This window comes from Microcoleus sp. Pol14D4 (genome assembly GCF_036701245.1).
Lineage (GTDB): Bacteria > Cyanobacteriota > Cyanobacteriia > Cyanobacteriales > Microcoleaceae > Microcoleus.
Genome location: NZ_JAUBQM010000006.1, coordinates 32,638 through 48,379, shown reverse-complemented (window position 1 = coordinate 48,379; position 15,742 = coordinate 32,638). Strand labels below are relative to the sequence as shown.

The 15,742-nt window shown below is 47.1% G+C and carries 8 protein-coding genes and 1 pseudogene; 8 read left to right on the top strand and 1 reads right to left on the bottom strand.

Features of this window, described 5'->3' with window-relative positions:
• The first annotated feature begins 59 nt into the window (after nucleotides 1–59).
• The 7 genes and pseudogenes from QUA33_RS04695 to QUA33_RS04665 all read left to right on the top strand — a co-directional run bounded on the left by QUA33_RS04695 (nucleotide 60) and on the right by QUA33_RS04665 (nucleotide 5,955).
• Nucleotides 60–410, top strand: a pseudogene (locus QUA33_RS04695) (four helix bundle protein).
• Between the two features lie 77 nt (nucleotides 411–487).
• Nucleotides 488–1,711 (top strand): DnaJ C-terminal domain-containing protein, encoded by a 1,224-nt coding sequence (locus tag QUA33_RS04690; RefSeq protein ID WP_333146882.1) that lies wholly within the window; start codon nucleotides 488–490, stop codon nucleotides 1,709–1,711.
• Between the two features lie 414 nt (nucleotides 1,712–2,125).
• The gene (locus QUA33_RS04685; protein ID WP_333146881.1) at nucleotides 2,126–4,561 is read left to right on the top strand and encodes a dynamin-like GTPase family protein; all 2,436 of its coding nucleotides are present in this window, start codon (nucleotides 2,126–2,128) and stop codon (nucleotides 4,559–4,561) included.
• Between the two features lie 85 nt (nucleotides 4,562–4,646).
• Nucleotides 4,647–4,850, top strand: a complete 204-nt coding sequence (locus tag QUA33_RS04680; protein WP_333146879.1) for a hypothetical protein — start codon at nucleotides 4,647–4,649, stop codon at nucleotides 4,848–4,850.
• Complete coding sequence (locus QUA33_RS04675) at nucleotides 4,831–5,199, top strand: type II toxin-antitoxin system PemK/MazF family toxin (RefSeq protein ID WP_333146876.1); 369 nt, start codon at nucleotides 4,831–4,833, stop codon at nucleotides 5,197–5,199. The genes QUA33_RS04680 and QUA33_RS04675 overlap by 20 nt, the downstream gene beginning before the upstream one ends.
• 28 nt (nucleotides 5,200–5,227) lie before the next feature.
• The gene (locus QUA33_RS04670; protein ID WP_333146874.1) at nucleotides 5,228–5,659 is read left to right on the top strand and encodes a KGK domain-containing protein; all 432 of its coding nucleotides are present in this window, start codon (nucleotides 5,228–5,230) and stop codon (nucleotides 5,657–5,659) included.
• Nucleotides 5,660–5,709: 50 nt separating this feature from the next.
• Nucleotides 5,710–5,955: an HNH endonuclease gene (locus QUA33_RS04665; protein ID WP_333146872.1), complete on the top strand. Its 246-nt coding sequence runs from the start codon at nucleotides 5,710–5,712 to the stop codon at nucleotides 5,953–5,955.
• A gap of 91 nt (nucleotides 5,956–6,046) precedes the next feature.
• Here the strand turns inward: QUA33_RS04665 and QUA33_RS04660 are convergent, their stop codons facing one another.
• The gene (locus tag QUA33_RS04660; protein ID WP_333146870.1) at nucleotides 6,047–9,859 is read right to left on the bottom strand and encodes a sugar-binding domain-containing protein; all 3,813 of its coding nucleotides are present in this window, start codon (nucleotides 9,857–9,859) and stop codon (nucleotides 6,047–6,049) included.
• Nucleotides 9,860–10,088: 229 nt separating this feature from the next.
• Here QUA33_RS04660 and QUA33_RS04655 point away from each other — a divergent pair, with 229 nt between their 5' ends.
• Complete coding sequence (locus QUA33_RS04655; protein WP_333146868.1) at nucleotides 10,089–15,596, top strand: PAS domain S-box protein; 5,508 nt, start codon at nucleotides 10,089–10,091, stop codon at nucleotides 15,594–15,596.
• The last annotated feature ends 146 nt before the right edge of the window (nucleotides 15,597–15,742 follow it).

The following is a 15,742-nucleotide window of genomic DNA, read 5'->3' as shown; positions in this document are numbered from 1 at the left end:
CTAGACTTCTTTGAATTAAATAAAGATTACTATGATAAGTAAGGAGAAAATTATGTTGTATGACCCATAGAGAACAATACATCTGGCAGCGGAGTATTTATCTTTGTCAAGTTTGCTACGAATTAACTAAATCTTTTCATACGTCTGAAATTTATGGTATTACCAGTCAAATTCGCCGTGCATCTGTATCAGTACCCGCTAACATTGCGGAGGGATATGGGCGTGTTACTAGACAAGAGTATATTCGATAGTTGCGAATAGCTCTCCGTTCGCTCAGAGAACTGGATACTTATCTAGTTATTTCTGAAAGAGTAGGGTTAGCAGCACCCGAAAAAATCTCACCAGTTATAAAAGAAGCAGATGAACTCACACGATTAACGATCGGTACAATCAACAAACTACAAGGATAAAACCTCATCCTTCTTCCTGACATCCGTTACATCCGTTACAGAATCCGTTGCCGAACTTCCCTCTTCCTTCTCCAACTATGCAGAATTTTCGCAATTACTATCTAATTTTGGGAGTGCCCAAAGATGCCACGGCTGATGAGATAAAAAAAGCTTATCGACGGCTAGCCAGACAGTTGCACCCTGACGTAAATCCAGGTGATAAATCTGCTGAAGATAGGTTTAAGGATATTAATGAAGCTTATGATATTCTTTCCGATCTAGACAAGCGCGCTCAATACGATCAGTTTAGTAAATTCTGGAAACAAAAGGGATTTCAAGGAAAGCAAGGGGTGCGACTTCCCAATTTCAAAACTTGGGGAAATGGTAAAACTACCCGCAAAAAACCGGCCGAGGATGTCGATTTTAGTGATTACTCGGATTTTAACAAATTTCTCGACCAAGTGCTCGGAAGGCGCCGGGAAGTGAGGATGGCGACAGCTAATGATACAGCGGGAGTAGCCTCCTCTGAACCGTGGAGTACGGCTTCTAAGAAAACGAGTTATGTTGCTAATTCTCGCCCACCGAGAAGGGATTTCGACGATCGCGAAATGCGACGAGAAACAGACGATCGCGAAATGCGACGAGAAACAGACGATCGCGAAATGCGACGGGAAACAGACGATCGCGAAATGCGACGGGAAACAGTCGATCGCGAAATGCGACGGGAGATAGTCGATCGCGAAATCAGAAGGGATATAGCCGATCGCGAAATGCGACGGGAAATTAGGGAAACAGTCGAGCGCGAAACGAGAAGAGACATCGAGGCTAGGCTAACTCTGCCTTTGGAAAGGGCTTATTCGGGCGGTACCGAGCGAATTCGTTTGGAAGACGGGCGAGCTATCGAGGTAAATCTGCCTCCTGCTATGGTATCAGGCCAGCGGATTCGCTTGCGAAATCAAGGTATTGGCGGCGGAGATTTATATTTGAAAATCACGGTTTCTCCCCATCAATTTTTTCGATTGGAAATGTCGGATGTTTGCTGCGAATTGCCACTGACTCCCAGCGAAGCGGTGTTAGGCGGAGATATTGAAGTACCGACGCTGGACGGCTTGGTAAAGATGAAATTGCCACCGGGAGTAACGTCTGGAAAGCGGTTGCGGCTGGCTAACAAGGGCTATCCGACGGGAAATGGCGATCGGGGCGATCAATTGGTAGAAATTCAGGTGTTAATTCCCAAAGAAATTACTGAAGAGGAACGGGAATTATACGAAAAGTTGCGGCAGGTTGAGTCTTTTAAACCGCGTCAGGATTTATCGGTTTAATGTAGAGTAAGCAAGGTGCCAGTTTAATTTTGTAGGGGCGCAATAATGCGTGCCTTACTACTAATTGTGTACGAAAAATTAGGAGATGCTTGGCTAAATTTTACTGACATATCACATTTAGCCACTTGGCTGTAAATAGATGATATCAAATCCGTGGGTATACCAATTATTCCTCTTATTCCTCTCTCTCTTCTCTAACTCAGCGCCCTCTGCGGCCTCTGCGGTTTAATAATTCCGAAACAACCGTAAACGATAGGATTTGTCGCCAGAATAGCCGTTAGCGCAGCCCTCGAAGAGGATCGCACTTTCAGCAATCCTGAATCGCATAAGTAAAATTACTGTTGTGATTATTCCTGAACTAGCAGAGAATTAATAATAAGGTAATTTTCCCACAATCAGGAGCAGTCTGCAGCGATGACTCAAATGCCACCTCAATGCAACAATCTGCAAGAGCAAGTTGACTCTTTACTGCAACTGCTGCGTCAGGAATCATCTTTGCGACAACAAGATATCACGGCGGTACAAGCTTCTCTGAAAAAGGCAATTTCTCCTGAGTTTGAAATTGTGTTTGCTGGCGCTTTCAGTGCGGGAAAATCGATGCTGATTAATGCTTTGCTGGAGCGAGAATTGCTCTACAGTGCTGAAGGACACGCGACAGGTACGGAATGTTATATCGCCTTTGCTGAGCCGGAAAAAGAGCGCGTTGTTCTCACTTTTTTGAGCGAGTTTGAGATTAGTCAGCAAGCTTCTGTGCTTTGCCATCAGTTAGGTTTAGCTACTGAACTTAATATTAATCAAACAGATGTAGTGTCGCTGTTGTCTCAGGGATGTAACATAATTATTGAAACGGAAGGCGGCGAAAATAAATCCGAGGTAGCAAAAAAAGCTAAGGCTTTGATGCTGCTGTTAGAAGGTTTTGAGGCAAATCGCGATCGCATCCAAACTCTCGAAAACGCTACCTACTCAATGGAACAGTTTAACTTTTCCAATCTCAAGGAAGCTGCTAGCTATGCCCGTCGCGGTAGCAACAGTGCTGTACTCAAGCGAGTTGAATATTACTGTTATCATCCGCTGCTGCAAGATGGCAATATTATTATCGATACGCCGGGAATTGATGCGCCGGTGCAGCGGGATGCAGAATTGACTTATGATAAGATTGAAAGCCCCGATACTTCGGCTGTTGTCTGTGTTTTGAAAGCGGCTTCGTCTGGGGAAATGACGACGGAAGAAACCGAGTTGATGGAAAAAACACGGGGAAATCCGGGAATTCGCGATCGGCTTTTTTACATTTTCAACCGCATCGACGATACTTGGTACAACACTCAACTGCGACAGCGCTTAGAAAATCTGATTAATTCCGACTTTCGCGATACTGCCAGAGTTTACAAAACTAGCGGATTGTTGGGATTTTACGGGAGTTTGATTCGAGGGACAACAGGGCGCGATCGCTTTGGTTTAAATACAATCTTTGCCAGCAGTCAAGGGCGAGTTTCTGGAGATGATAAATTAGATTCAGAATTGCTCGGTAATAGTGAAGAAACTCCGCAATTTGTTAGTGAATTTAATCGCTACTGTGCGAATTCCGGCAAGTTGTCTCCGAGCAAATTTCGCATTTCAGTTAACAGTTACGAAACACCAAATGAAAACTACGTGCGGATTCTGGCAGAACAAGGACAACCATTAATTTCTCAATTAATTCAAGATAGCGGTATCGAAGATTTTCGCACAGCAATCACCCGTTACCTCACAGAAGAAAAACGCCCGCAACTGTTCAAAAATTTAGCTGACGACTTAGAAGACTTGTGCATTCAACTGCGGAAACATTACCAAACAATTCAGCGGAACTTGGACAGCCAGCCCCGCGAAATTGAAGCAATGAAAGCACAGGAACTTTTGCGACTAAATCAAGAGTTGCAGCAAGTCGGACAGGATTTTCGGGAACATATCGCCGAAGAAGTCAATGAAATGATTATGAATAAATGCGATATTTTCGATATAGACTTTCGGCAACTGCAATCTCGGATGATCCGGCGCTTGGATGAATTGTTAGACGGATTTTCTGTTGAGGCGGCTTACGGACGCACTTTGCGGAATCATCCCCGCAATGCGACAGCACCTTTAATTGCTGTTTTAGTTGAGGCACTTTACTATTTAGCCAATCAGTTGGAAGATATTTTAGTAGAGGCTACTAAGTCACTGGTTGATAATTATTTTCAGTATTTGAAAGATAGCGTTCGCAAGTCGGAATACTATCGATTACTCTATCGGTTGTTGGGGAACGACGGGGGAATTGAACAGCAGTTAGAGGAGTTATCAAAGCGGGTTTCTGATGCTTTGGTAAATGCGGCGGGCGTTGAGTGCGATCGCTACGTGCGAGAAAGTCCCCGTTTTTACGACGAAGGCACATTTTCAATTTATCAATTCCGGGAAACTTTGCAGCAAACTTCTCAAGGTTTCGACTGCGAAAACATGGTAGATGCCCAACCGGCAATTCGACAATTATTGCGGCTAGATTTTGAGCCAAAAGTATCGAGAACTATTCGGCAAACTTTCCGCCAAACTGTCAACCAAACGCTGAAAGAGCATTTGTTGCCGCTGGCCCACAAGCAAGCTGATGATATTTTGCAGCAATACAGTCAAGCCCGCGATTATTTGGAGCAAACTTTGGCACAGGAGGCGGAGGAAAAGATTGCTGGGAATCTGCGGCGGCAAGCTGAGAATGAGCAAAAGATTCAAGAGTACGATCGGGCGGTTTCTGGAATCAATAGTTGTTTGCAGGCGATGAAGTTGCACGAGCATTTGTTGCCTGTAATTGGACAGAATGATAGCGTTTCGGGGGATGGTGAATAATTGAAATCCGGGTGAATTATATTCACCTGGTTTCTTTACTGTGTTTATTGTGATATAATAGCCAACAAAGAGCGACTTTAATCCTATGAACATTCGCCAAAAACTTCTAACAATAATCGAGCAACTTCCCGATGATAAGTTAGCAACACTTCTCAACCTAGCGCTGTTCTTGAAAAGTGGAAAAGAACCTATTCAGCCGATGCTTGTATCCCAAGCTTATCAAGATTGGCTGAGTGCGGAAAATGACATTTATGACGAAATATTTGCCGATGAACTTACGACGCGGTGATGTAGTGTTGGCTCAAGTGCCAATGCCTTCTACTCAGCTAACACAGTTTAAACTGCGTCCGGCTGTGATAATTTCGGCAGATAATTTCAACCAAATTCTTGACGACGTGATGGTTGTACCTTGTACTTCTAAGACAACTCGCCCTTTGACTGCCGCTCAATATTTGATAACAGGAGATGAAATTGTATTAGCTGGTATTAGAGTTGAGTCTGTAGTTAGGTGCGAGTCTATTTTTACCCTTAACAAGTCAATGATTACCCGGAAACTGGGTTCTCTTTCAAATGAGGCAATAAACCACGTTAATCGCTGTTTGATGGTAGCTTTGGAATTAGAAAGTGTAGTAGATTAAATAGGACTTACGCGAGGCTGGCAAGAATATGGAAGATAAATTTGATTTGCACAACTGCGGTAATGATGATGCTTTATCTTTTGGTAACGCAATGCTTAAAGTAGGAAAATTGAAGGAAACAGTAAATCAAGTTTTGCCGGAAAATGGGTTGGGACAGACACTCATTCAGTTGTTAAGCCAAAAGCAACTAAATATTGATGTAGGTTCAAAGACTCATCGATATGTTGCTTATGAAAACTGGTTTGGTAAAGGTATAGATTGTGAAATTCTCAGAGTGGGTGCTCAGGGCTGGAAGAAAGGAAAGATTAAGCTCAAACTCAATGTCACTATAGAGTTTTGCCCCGACGAACCCGAAGTAGAAGAAACACCAGAAAACAACGAGTCAGAAACTAGCCAACCAGAATCCCCCCTCGATGATTTGCGCCGCCAACTTCTCAATCAAGAAAACTCACCCAGCTAATCCATCAAACATCCGCGTTAATTCGCGTTCATCTGCGGTTAAAAATCATCATGTCTAAAACCCCTAGAATCCCGATTCCCCCAGAAGTCAGAAAATATGTATTTACTCGCAATAAATACCAGTGCCAAAGCTGCGGCCAAACCAAACTAGAAACCCAACTGACGATCGATCATATCATCCCCCTAGCGCGCGGCGGCAGCAACGACATCAGCAACTTGCAAACCCTCTGCAGCACCTGCAACCAAAAGAAAACCGACAAATTAGACCCGCGCTTCCGCCGTCACTTTGACCTTTGATTTTGATATTTAACAGTATAATAAAATCAGCATTATTCATCTCTCTCTTCTCTTCCTCTGCGTCCTCTGTGCCCTCTGCGGTTAAAAAATCCTACCATCGATAATACCGATAAGGATCGTCCCCCTTCTCAAAATCCGTTCTGTAATCCCAGTGATAAAACTCCCGACTCGCACCGTTAAACACAGATCCATCCGCCTTAAAACTCGCCCCTAAATTAGCCAAAATCTGAGCATTTGCCCTGGTTTGCCGCCAGCGAGTAAAACGCAAATAAGTCTTACTATCAGCATTCAAACTATCCGGTTCAATCTGAGAAAAAATCGCCACACCCTTGCCAACTTTTACCCGACTTAACAAACCGTCAGCACCGACTTCTCCCCCAGACTTAATCAACCAAGTATCATAAAAAGAGCGCGATCGCAAATCTGAAGCACTAACCCCCTTCACCTCATCCCAACTCGGAACCGCCAGCGAACCCCCGAAATCCTGCGCTTGCTGCAAACCCATGCCCAAATCCGCAACAGGCACTTGACGCGGCAAGAAAAACGCCTTCCCGCCAGCATTTAAATAACCGCGCAAATCTGCATCTTTCACATTCGCTTCTCTCCCCACAATCACCAAACCAACATCCTTAGAAAGCGAACTAGCGCGCTGATAAATTACCCCCAAACTCTCCAACTTTTGGGCATCTTCATCTCCCCCTATTAAAACCACTTTATCCGGCTTTCCAACCACCGGAGAATTCATCCCGTAACTCACAATTTGTTGCACTAACTGCGCCGCCCCAGCATCTACAGAATAATGGTCTTCCAAATCCAACTCGTTTAAAATCAGCCGCCCTTTTCCGTAATCCAATTCCATCAGCGGCGAATAAGCTAAATCAAACTCAGATTCCAAAATTGGGCGCCAACCGCTGCGGTGCGGCTTCTCAATAGAAGCGCTACTGACACCGCCGCGATTTCCCCAACGCCAGCCGTACCAAGGTTTATTTGCCGGACTCAAATTAGGGCCAGTTTGGATGGTATCTGGATAAGCTTCAACCAGCGTGCTTTCCCCCGCCCAATCCCGCAAATCTTCACTGTCTAAACCGCTAATTGCCGGATGGTTGCTGTCAACTGGATAAGCGCGGCGGCTGACGTGGGCAGCAACCCGGAAACCAGTATTTTCCAGCCATTCCCGGCGCTGAGGAAACACAATTGCTTTGCCGCCGTTTCGGACAAAACTTTCTAAACTTCCCGGCAAGTTTTCCCCGCTAGAAAACGCTTCCCTACCGATAATTAATAGCGATGAAACTTGCGAACCATTCCAGGGTACAACCTGATGACCTAACTGTTTTAACATTGCTGATGTTTTGCCCGCTGGATCGAAGATTGTCACCGAATCTTTGATGTTAGATTGTTTGGGAAAAACGCGGAAAGCAAATGTATCAGAATGCGATCGCTCGCCCACCCGTGCAGTCAAGCGTATTTCGCCGTCAGCTTTGCTAGAAATGGTATTTGGCAAATTTACGTCTATTGGGAAAAACAGCGTGCCTGCCGGAGCAATTATCCCTTTGTTATCGCTTTTTTTTACTTCTTTCCCCCCCACCAAAACCCGCCAATTAAACGAAAATTCTTGCGCCGCCCGCGTATCGTTAATTAACACTACTTGCTTTGCCAGTTTTCCGCCCACCAACAAATTGTGATCTTTCGCAGTAAAAACCGGGCTAGCACCAGCAATCCAAGCCAAAGTCGAGCTATTATTCTTCATAATTGCCTCGCCCCCTGGATGAACAGTGTAAGCTTCCGGCTGCAAATAATTCAGAAGATTATTCGAGACTTGCTTCAAATAAACTCCCCGGCGACCCGGTTGAAATTCCCCAATCTCCACCTTTTTTTTGCCAGCTTCGGAAACTTCCCAACCATGTCCGTCATTCCAAGGAATCATCCCCCCAGACATTCCAAAACTCCGCCAACTCCGCCAAGTATTTGTACTGAATAACTGCTGCAACTTTTGAAAAGCTGGTGCAAAATCTAACTCTTTTTTACCATGCCAGTTTTGATACTCCTGACCGCTGACAAATTGCTCGCGAATTTTAGATTTATAAGCCGTCGTTTCCAAATCGTAAGCCTGCTTGCCAAAATAAATTGCGGCAAACTCAGTCATCCAAGGTTCGCTGAGAATCACCTGACCAAAACCTTTGCGGTTCCGCATCATCGTTGCGTGCAGAGGAGTCCCAAACTCGACTGCCATGTAGGGCATTTCTCCGGTTTTACTCCACTCAGAAATCCACTCTTCCCGTTCTTGCAAGGGAATCATATTTAAATAAGTATTCAGCGCATAAACATCACCGAAGTGGGCGCCTTGGTGTACCATCACAGGTCTGGTTTGGTCTGCCGATTTAATCGCACCTATAGCGTCATTTCCTAGGGGAGTGTTCACCCGCAAACGCTGGTTTTCGGAGGGGCTGAGAGTTCCTTCTACTTTGCTTTTGCCGATGCGACGGGGATTTAGGTCGTCAGCGTTGCCGAAAAAATTAGGACTTGTCGCCCACATTAATACTGATGGATGATTGCGGTAGCGGCGCATTTCTGTCACCATTCGGGCTTTCCAGCGGTCGTTCCAGTAAGGGTTTTTCCACTTGCCGTTCCAAGCGATAGGACTAATATCTAAAGCGGGGGCCATAATGGGAAAACCTTTGAGGTCTGCTCTTTCGGAAAATAACTCTCGGAAGTGCCATCTACCCCGTTCGTCGTGATTCCAAGGCCACATTTCTGTTATGTTAAAACCTGCTTTTACGTAGCCATCAATTAGGCTATCAGCAACTTCTAATGTCCCGCCTTGCCAAGTATCCGAGTGCAAGATTGGTCGCAGCCGAAATTCAGTTCCGTTTAAGAAAAATTTGCGCCCTTCTATCCAAAATTCGCGGAAGCCAAAAGGTTGGTAGTATTGCGTGTCTATGCCGCTGCCTTTTACTTCTAATTGCAGGGTGTAAAGGTTTGGTTGCCCGATATCCCAAAGACGGGGATTTGGCCAATTCCACTGAACTTGTAGGGTTTGAATGGGTTTAGCTTGAACCTTGGCATTTGCGGTAAATTTTTGTTGTACTTTGCCTTTTTCGTCGAGCATTTCCGCGATTAATTCAACTTGACCGTTTTGGGCAACGTCTTTGAGTTCTACATCTAATTTAACTTGCTTTTTTCGGGTGGAAGTTTGGACGAATACGTCGCTAATTAGCGGGCCGGGGGGAAGGCTCAGAAGTCGCACTTCGCCGATGATTCCCCGCGATTGCAAGTTGGCTTTTTCTGTGTAGATTTCTGTGGGACCCATGATGACGGCTTTTTCCTTTTCATCGGATACTGCCACCACTAAAATAGATAGGGTGTTTTGACCTGGTTTTGCTACTTTGGTAATTTCAATAGTGCCGTAGGGCCAGGGGATTTCACCGCAGCTAATGCCGTTGACAAAGATGACTGCATCGGTGCTGACTCTGGCTAAGTCGAGAAAAATTCGGCGGTTTGTCCAGTCGTCGGGAATGTCTATATTTCTCTGATACCAAGCTTTTGATAGTTGTTTGCTGTTGAAGTTTTCCCAATCTTTGCCGCTGCCGCGAGTGATGATTCCGGGTACGGATTCGTTGTTTTCTTTTTGCCAGTCTCCGGGTACTTGGATGGAACCCCAATTTGGGGAGACGGGGGGGTTTTGGGGGTTGCCAACGGCGGGGACAAATTGCCAAGTTCCGTTGAGATAGATTTGGGATCGTTTGTTGTCGATCGCCCCGGCGGCCAGAGTGGTAAGATTGGGGAAGCCGATCGATATCGCTGAGTTGCTGGCGAAGTTGGGATTTTGCAGAGCGTAACCGACAAATCCAAAGAGGGTGGCGGCTGCGAAAAATAACCCGATAATTTTTGCCAGCTTGTGATTCACTCGCTTATTGCTCCCAGAAATTAGATAATCTAATTTTTCCCTGAATCTATGATAGCAGTTGATTCAGCATAAATCCCCCTGCCAATCTGTCTCTGGGAAGATGGCACAAGACCCACAAATGTGGTTTTGTATAGAAAAAATAAATACTTAGTTTTAACTAAGTTTTAACAAGGTTGTTTCATCAACACAAGCAATAGTGCGATCGCGCCATCGCTACAGGTCAACAAAAATGAGCCAGTTTGAGGTATTGCCCTTACCCATTAAATCTTACAGTATTGCTACATTTAGTGCCGGCACGGCTTTACTGCTGACAACTCTGTTACTGTTTTCCTTCCAGGCAGCTCCTGCAATCTTACTTTTGGCCGCTGCAATGGTTAGCGCTTGGTATGCTGGCTTAAAGTCCGCAGCACAAAAACTAGAAATAGAACGTAATATTATTTCCAAAGTAATTGACACGACGGCTTGCTTAATTGTAGTTCTCGACAGCCAAGGACGGATTGTCCGCTTTAACCAAGCTTGCGAAAAAACTACAGGCTACTCGACAGCAGAAGTAATCAATAAATATGTGTGGGATTTGTTCTTAATTACCGAAGAAATAGATCCAGTTAAAACTGTTTTTACCAAGCTGAAAGTCGAAAATTATAACAGCGAATATCAAAACTATTGGCGCACTAAAAACGGCGACAAGCGCTTAATTTATTGGTCGAATACTGTGACGACAGATGGCGAGGGTTTGGTAGAATATGTGATAGGAACGGGGATCGATATTACTGACCGCAAAGAAGCAGAAATAGCCCTGGCTTTATCCTACACTAAGCTAGAAAGTCGTGTTAAAGAACGCACAGCAGAACTAACAGTAGCTCAAGAAGCACTGCAAGCTCAAGAAGAACGATTTCGCTGTTTGAGTTCGTGTTCGCCAGTCGGCATTTTTATGGCAGATTTTGAGGGGCGCTACACCTATGCAAACCCTCGCTGTCAGGCTATTTGCGGCTTGAGTTTGACACAACTTTTAGGAGACGGTTGGGAGAATTGCATTCACCCGGAAGACAGCGATCGCGTATTGAGCCGATGGCTGGATTATACTCGGCAAGGTGGGGAATATGCGATCGAGTATCGCCTGCAAACACCACAGGGGATTGTCCGCTGGATTAACGTTTGTTCTTCGCCGATGTACTCGGACTCCGGCGAACTCATCGGATACGTGGGCACGGTGAGAGATGTCACGGAAAGACAACAAGCGCAAGCAGCATTGGCAAGCAGCGAACAGCAACTGAGAAGGCTGCTAGAAAATACGCCAGACATCATTATCCGCGCTGACAAAGAACAGCGTTATATTTATGTCAATCAAGCAGTGGAAAGAAGCCAAGGAAAACCGCTTTCATTCTTCCTGGGTAAAACCTGTCAAGAAATAGGAATGTCGCCAGAAATGTGCCAGATGTGGGATGAAACCCTGCACAAAGTGTTAGAAACAGGTCAAGAAGAAATTGTCGAATTTCAGGCTTTCTCAACTAACGGCATCCGAAGTTACCAATCCCGCGTAGTTCCCGAATTGGACAAAAATGGCGTACCAGAATCGGCCTTAATTGTCGCCCGCGATATCACAGAAATAAAACTTGCAGAAACTCAAAGATTGCAGTTAACAATCGAGCAAACAGCGAGGGAAAAAGCGGAAATAGAACAGCAGCGCTCGGCATTTTTAGCAGAAGTCAGCAAAATGCTGGCTGATGCGTTTGACGGGGAAACGGTGCTGCAAAAGGTAGCAGAATTAGCAATAAATTCGATCGCCGACGGGTGCTGCATTCATTTGACCGAAACCGACTCAAGCGTGCGTCGAGTCGCTGCGGCTCACGCAGAAGCCTCTATAGTTGATAGTCTGAATAACTTGAGAATCCGAAGTTTGAGCGCCGACAATGCTGTTAACGGCTATCCGCTGGTAATCCGCAGCGGGAAATCCGAACTAATTACCGAAGTGGATGAGGAGATTATAGCAGCAGGAGCAGAAAATGCCGCAGAAATGGAAATATTGCGATCGCTCAATATCGGATCTCACGCTTGCGTACCGCTGAAAGCTCGCGGGCGGGTAATGGGTTCCATCACTTGCTTTACGTCAAAGTTTGGCCGCCGCTACAGTGCAGAAGACATGGCAATGCTAGAAGATTTAGCATACCGCGTGGCGATCGCCCTAGACAACGCCAGACTTTACGCAGAAGCGCAGCAAGCACTATCTCAAACATCGCAATCTTTTGCCTTAATTGACGCATTGTTAGAAGCATCTCCCCTAGCGATTTGCTTTATGGATCGCGAAATGCGCTTCATCCGTATCAATCAAGTATTAGCCGAACTCAACGGTTTCTCGATAGAACAGCATCTCGGTCAAGACTTCCGGCAATTGTTGCCCGAACATGCAGCCAAATTTGCGCCGATAATTCAGCAAGTTTTAGAAACCGGCCAGCCTGTTTTAAACTTAGAAATGAGCGGCGAACCTGATGGGAAACCGGGATATTTCGGTTACTGGCTCGCCAACTACTACCCAGTGAAAAATGAAAGAGAAGAAACAATCGGAGTCGGGCTAATTATCACAGATATTACCGCAGCCAAACAAACAGAATTAGCTTTGCGGGAAAGCGAAATGCGCTTCCGCAGCGTGGTAGAGTCTAACATGATCGGCATCGGTTTCTGGGATGCCAGCGGCGAAGTTACGGACGCTAACGACGCCTTGCTGGAAATGATTGGATATACGAGAGAAGACTTAGTTTCAGGACGGATTAGCTGGATCGATATCACGCCGCCGGAATACGGAGAACTCGATCGCGCCGCCACCGCTCAAATCGCAGCAGGAGTAAGTTGCGCGCCTTATGAAAAAGAATACATCCGCAAAGACGGCACGCGCTTCCCAGTTTTAGTGGGCGGCGGAAACTTCCAAGGATGCACAGACAAAGGAGCATTCTTCGTACTCGATATCACCGATCGCAAACAAGCTCAAAACCAACTTCGAGAAAACGAAATACGCATTCGCCGCCAACTAGCAGAACTCGACTTAGTTTACAACACAACACCAGTCGGGCTGTGCTTTCTCGATACCAATTTGCGCTACATCCGCATGAACCAATGCCTTGCTGCGATCAACGGCCGCACGATCGCAGATCACATCGGGCGCACCATCAGAGAAGTGATACCCGAAATTGCCGATATGGTAGAGCCGATTTACCGCCAAGTGCTGGCGACGCAAACCCCCGTACTCGACTTGGAAATTAAGGCCGAAACCAAGCAACAGCCGGGAGTTTTGCGGGATTGGCAAATCAGCTTTTACCCAGTGATCGATGAATCAGGAACACTGCTGGGAGTTAGCACGGTGGTTGCCGAAATCACCGATCGCAAACAAGCAAAACGGGTAATGCAGCAAAGCGAAGCGATATTCCGGCGGCTGTTCGAGTCAAATATTTTCGGAGTCGCGATCGGCGATTTTAGCGGCCGCATCGCCTACGCCAACCAATCCCTGCTCAACATGGTCGGCTACACCCGCTCAGACCTGCTCTCCGGTCAAATGCGGTGGGACATTATGACCCCTCCCGAATACCTGCACCTAGACGCCCTGGCGGCGCAAGAACTGCGGGCTAAGGGAGTCGCAACTCCTTTCAAGAAAGAGTACATCCGCAAAGATGGCAGCCGCGTGCCGGTTCTGATGGGCGGAACCACTCTGTGCCCGGACGATCGCGAACCAGAGACGATCGTCGCATTCTACATCGACTTGACCGATATCTCGCGCGTCGAAGCAGAACTGAAACACAATCAAGAACGGCTGCAAATCGCTCAGCAAGCAGGGAAAATCGGAACTTTTGAATGGAACATCCAAACCGGCGAGATCGCGTGTACGCGGGAGTTAGAGGCTTTGTACGGGCTGCCGGCCGGTGGTATCGACAGCTATCAAAGTTGGGTGGAAATGGTGCATCCAGACGATCGCGCTTTGACTCAACAGCAGGTAAAAGCTGCGGCGGTGTCTGGGGAAGAATTAAACATAGAGTTCCGCATCTGCCGCCCGGACAAAAGCGTGGGCTGGATTGCTTGCAGGGCGAAGGTGTTTCAGGACGATCGGGGTTTGCCTTTGCGGATGATCGGGGTGAACGTCGATATCACCGATCGCAAACAAGCAGAAGCCGCGCGATCGCACATCCATCAAACTTTAGAAGCCTTGATTCAGGCTTGTCCCCTAGCAATTACCGTTTTGGACTGCGACGACGGGACTGTGAAAATGTGGAACCCAGCGGCAGAGAGGATTTTTGGCTGGCATGAATCAGAAGCGGTAGGTCAATTCGTGCCCTGCGTTCCCGCAGACAAGCGGGAGGAATTCACGGCTAATTTGAAAAAAATTCGCCAAGGAAAGGCGATCGCCGGCATGGAAACCCACCGCCAAAGGAAAGACGGCAGCTCGATCGACATCAGTTTGTGGGCAACTCCAGTCCGCGACAGCAACGGCAACATCAACTGTATGTCGATCGTCGCCGACATCAGCGATCGCAAGCAAATCGAGGCCCAACGCGCTCAGTTGCTCGAGCGCGAACAGGCCGCGCGGGCGGAAGCAGAAGCTATCAGCCGCCGGAAAGACGAGTTTCTAGACTCTCTTTCCCACGAATTGCGAACGCCTATAAATGTGATTCAGGGGTGGGCGCAGATCCTGCGCGCCCACCCCTACAACCCAGATAAATTAGCTTCGGGTTTGGAAGCCATCGAGCGTCAGTCGAAGGTGCAGATCCAGCTAGTGGAAGATTTGCTCGACGTTTCCCGGATTATTCAAGGCAAGCTGACCCTGAAACCCGGCTGGTTCTACATGGTAAGGACGATCGAGGCCGCTCACAATTCAGTTCGTTTGGCAGCCGAAACCAAGTCTGTCACCGTTTCGTTAGAACTTGACCCCGCAGTCGGCTTGATGTGGGGCGACGCCCAGAGGTTGCAGCAGGTAGTGTGGAATTTGCTGACTAACGCCGTGAAGTTTACGCCTTCGGGGGGAAATGTCGAACTGCGCTTGTCTGCGGTAGCTGTTAGCGATGCCTCACCACCCAATTACGTGCAAATTACTGTCAGCGATACCGGAAAGGGCATTCCTGCTGATTTTCTGCCCTACGTGTTCGATCGCTTCCGACAAGCAGACGCCTCGAAAACTAAGGCTGAGGGCGGTTTGGGACTGGGATTGGCGATCGTCGAGCACTTGGTGCAACTCCACGGGGGCACTGTGACTGCGGAAAGTCCCGGTAAAGACCAGGGTGCGACATTTACGGTGACACTGCCATTCAAACAGCCTCGGAGTAAGCAGCCGCAGTTGAGAGGAGAAAGGAAATCCCATCCAACGCCTCCGGGTATTTTGGCTGGTTTAAAGGTGTTGGTAGTTGACGACGAACCCGACAACCGCGAGCTTTTGATGGTTGCCCTCGAACAGTGCGGGGCGACTGCGACGGCGGTTGCTTCGGCTGCGGAGGCGATCGACATTTTACAGCAGTCGCCGCCGGATATTTTAGTCAGCGATATCGGTATGCCCGTTGAGGACGGCTACTCGCTGATCCGCAAAGTGCGATCGTCCGAATCCGACCAACTCAAGCGCTTGCCGGCCGTGGCGCTGACAGCTTATGCTAGCGAAGAAGACCGCGATCGGGCGATCGCCACTGGTTACAACGAACACTTAACAAAGCCGATCGAACCCGCTCTCTTCGCCGCCGTTTTAGCCAAGTTAACAAATTTACAGTAAGGCGATCGGGTTCGATGAACGCACAAATAAGATCGTTTCTGTTTGATTCCGATTTGTATGATCTTAAATCTTTTAGGAGCGGGTTTACTAATAATAATTGCCCATAATCTACAATCTTATAAACCCGCCACCACTGCCTTTTTATT

Excerpts from the sequence above, each read along its gene's own strand:
- QUA33_RS04690 (WP_333146882.1), top strand. The coding sequence starts at position 488 with ATGCAGAATTTTCGCAATTACTATCTAATTTTGGGAGTGCCCAAAGAT.
- QUA33_RS04685 (WP_333146881.1), top strand. The coding sequence starts at position 2,126 with ATGACTCAAATGCCACCTCAATGCAACAATCTGCAAGAGCAAGTTGAC.
- QUA33_RS04680 (WP_333146879.1), top strand. The coding sequence starts at position 4,647 with ATGAACATTCGCCAAAAACTTCTAACAATAATCGAGCAACTTCCCGAT.
- QUA33_RS04675 (WP_333146876.1), top strand. The coding sequence starts at position 4,831 with ATGAACTTACGACGCGGTGATGTAGTGTTGGCTCAAGTGCCAATGCCT.
- QUA33_RS04670 (WP_333146874.1), top strand. The coding sequence starts at position 5,228 with ATGGAAGATAAATTTGATTTGCACAACTGCGGTAATGATGATGCTTTA.
- QUA33_RS04665 (WP_333146872.1), top strand. The coding sequence starts at position 5,710 with ATGTCTAAAACCCCTAGAATCCCGATTCCCCCAGAAGTCAGAAAATAT.
- QUA33_RS04655 (WP_333146868.1), top strand. The coding sequence starts at position 10,089 with ATGAGCCAGTTTGAGGTATTGCCCTTACCCATTAAATCTTACAGTATT.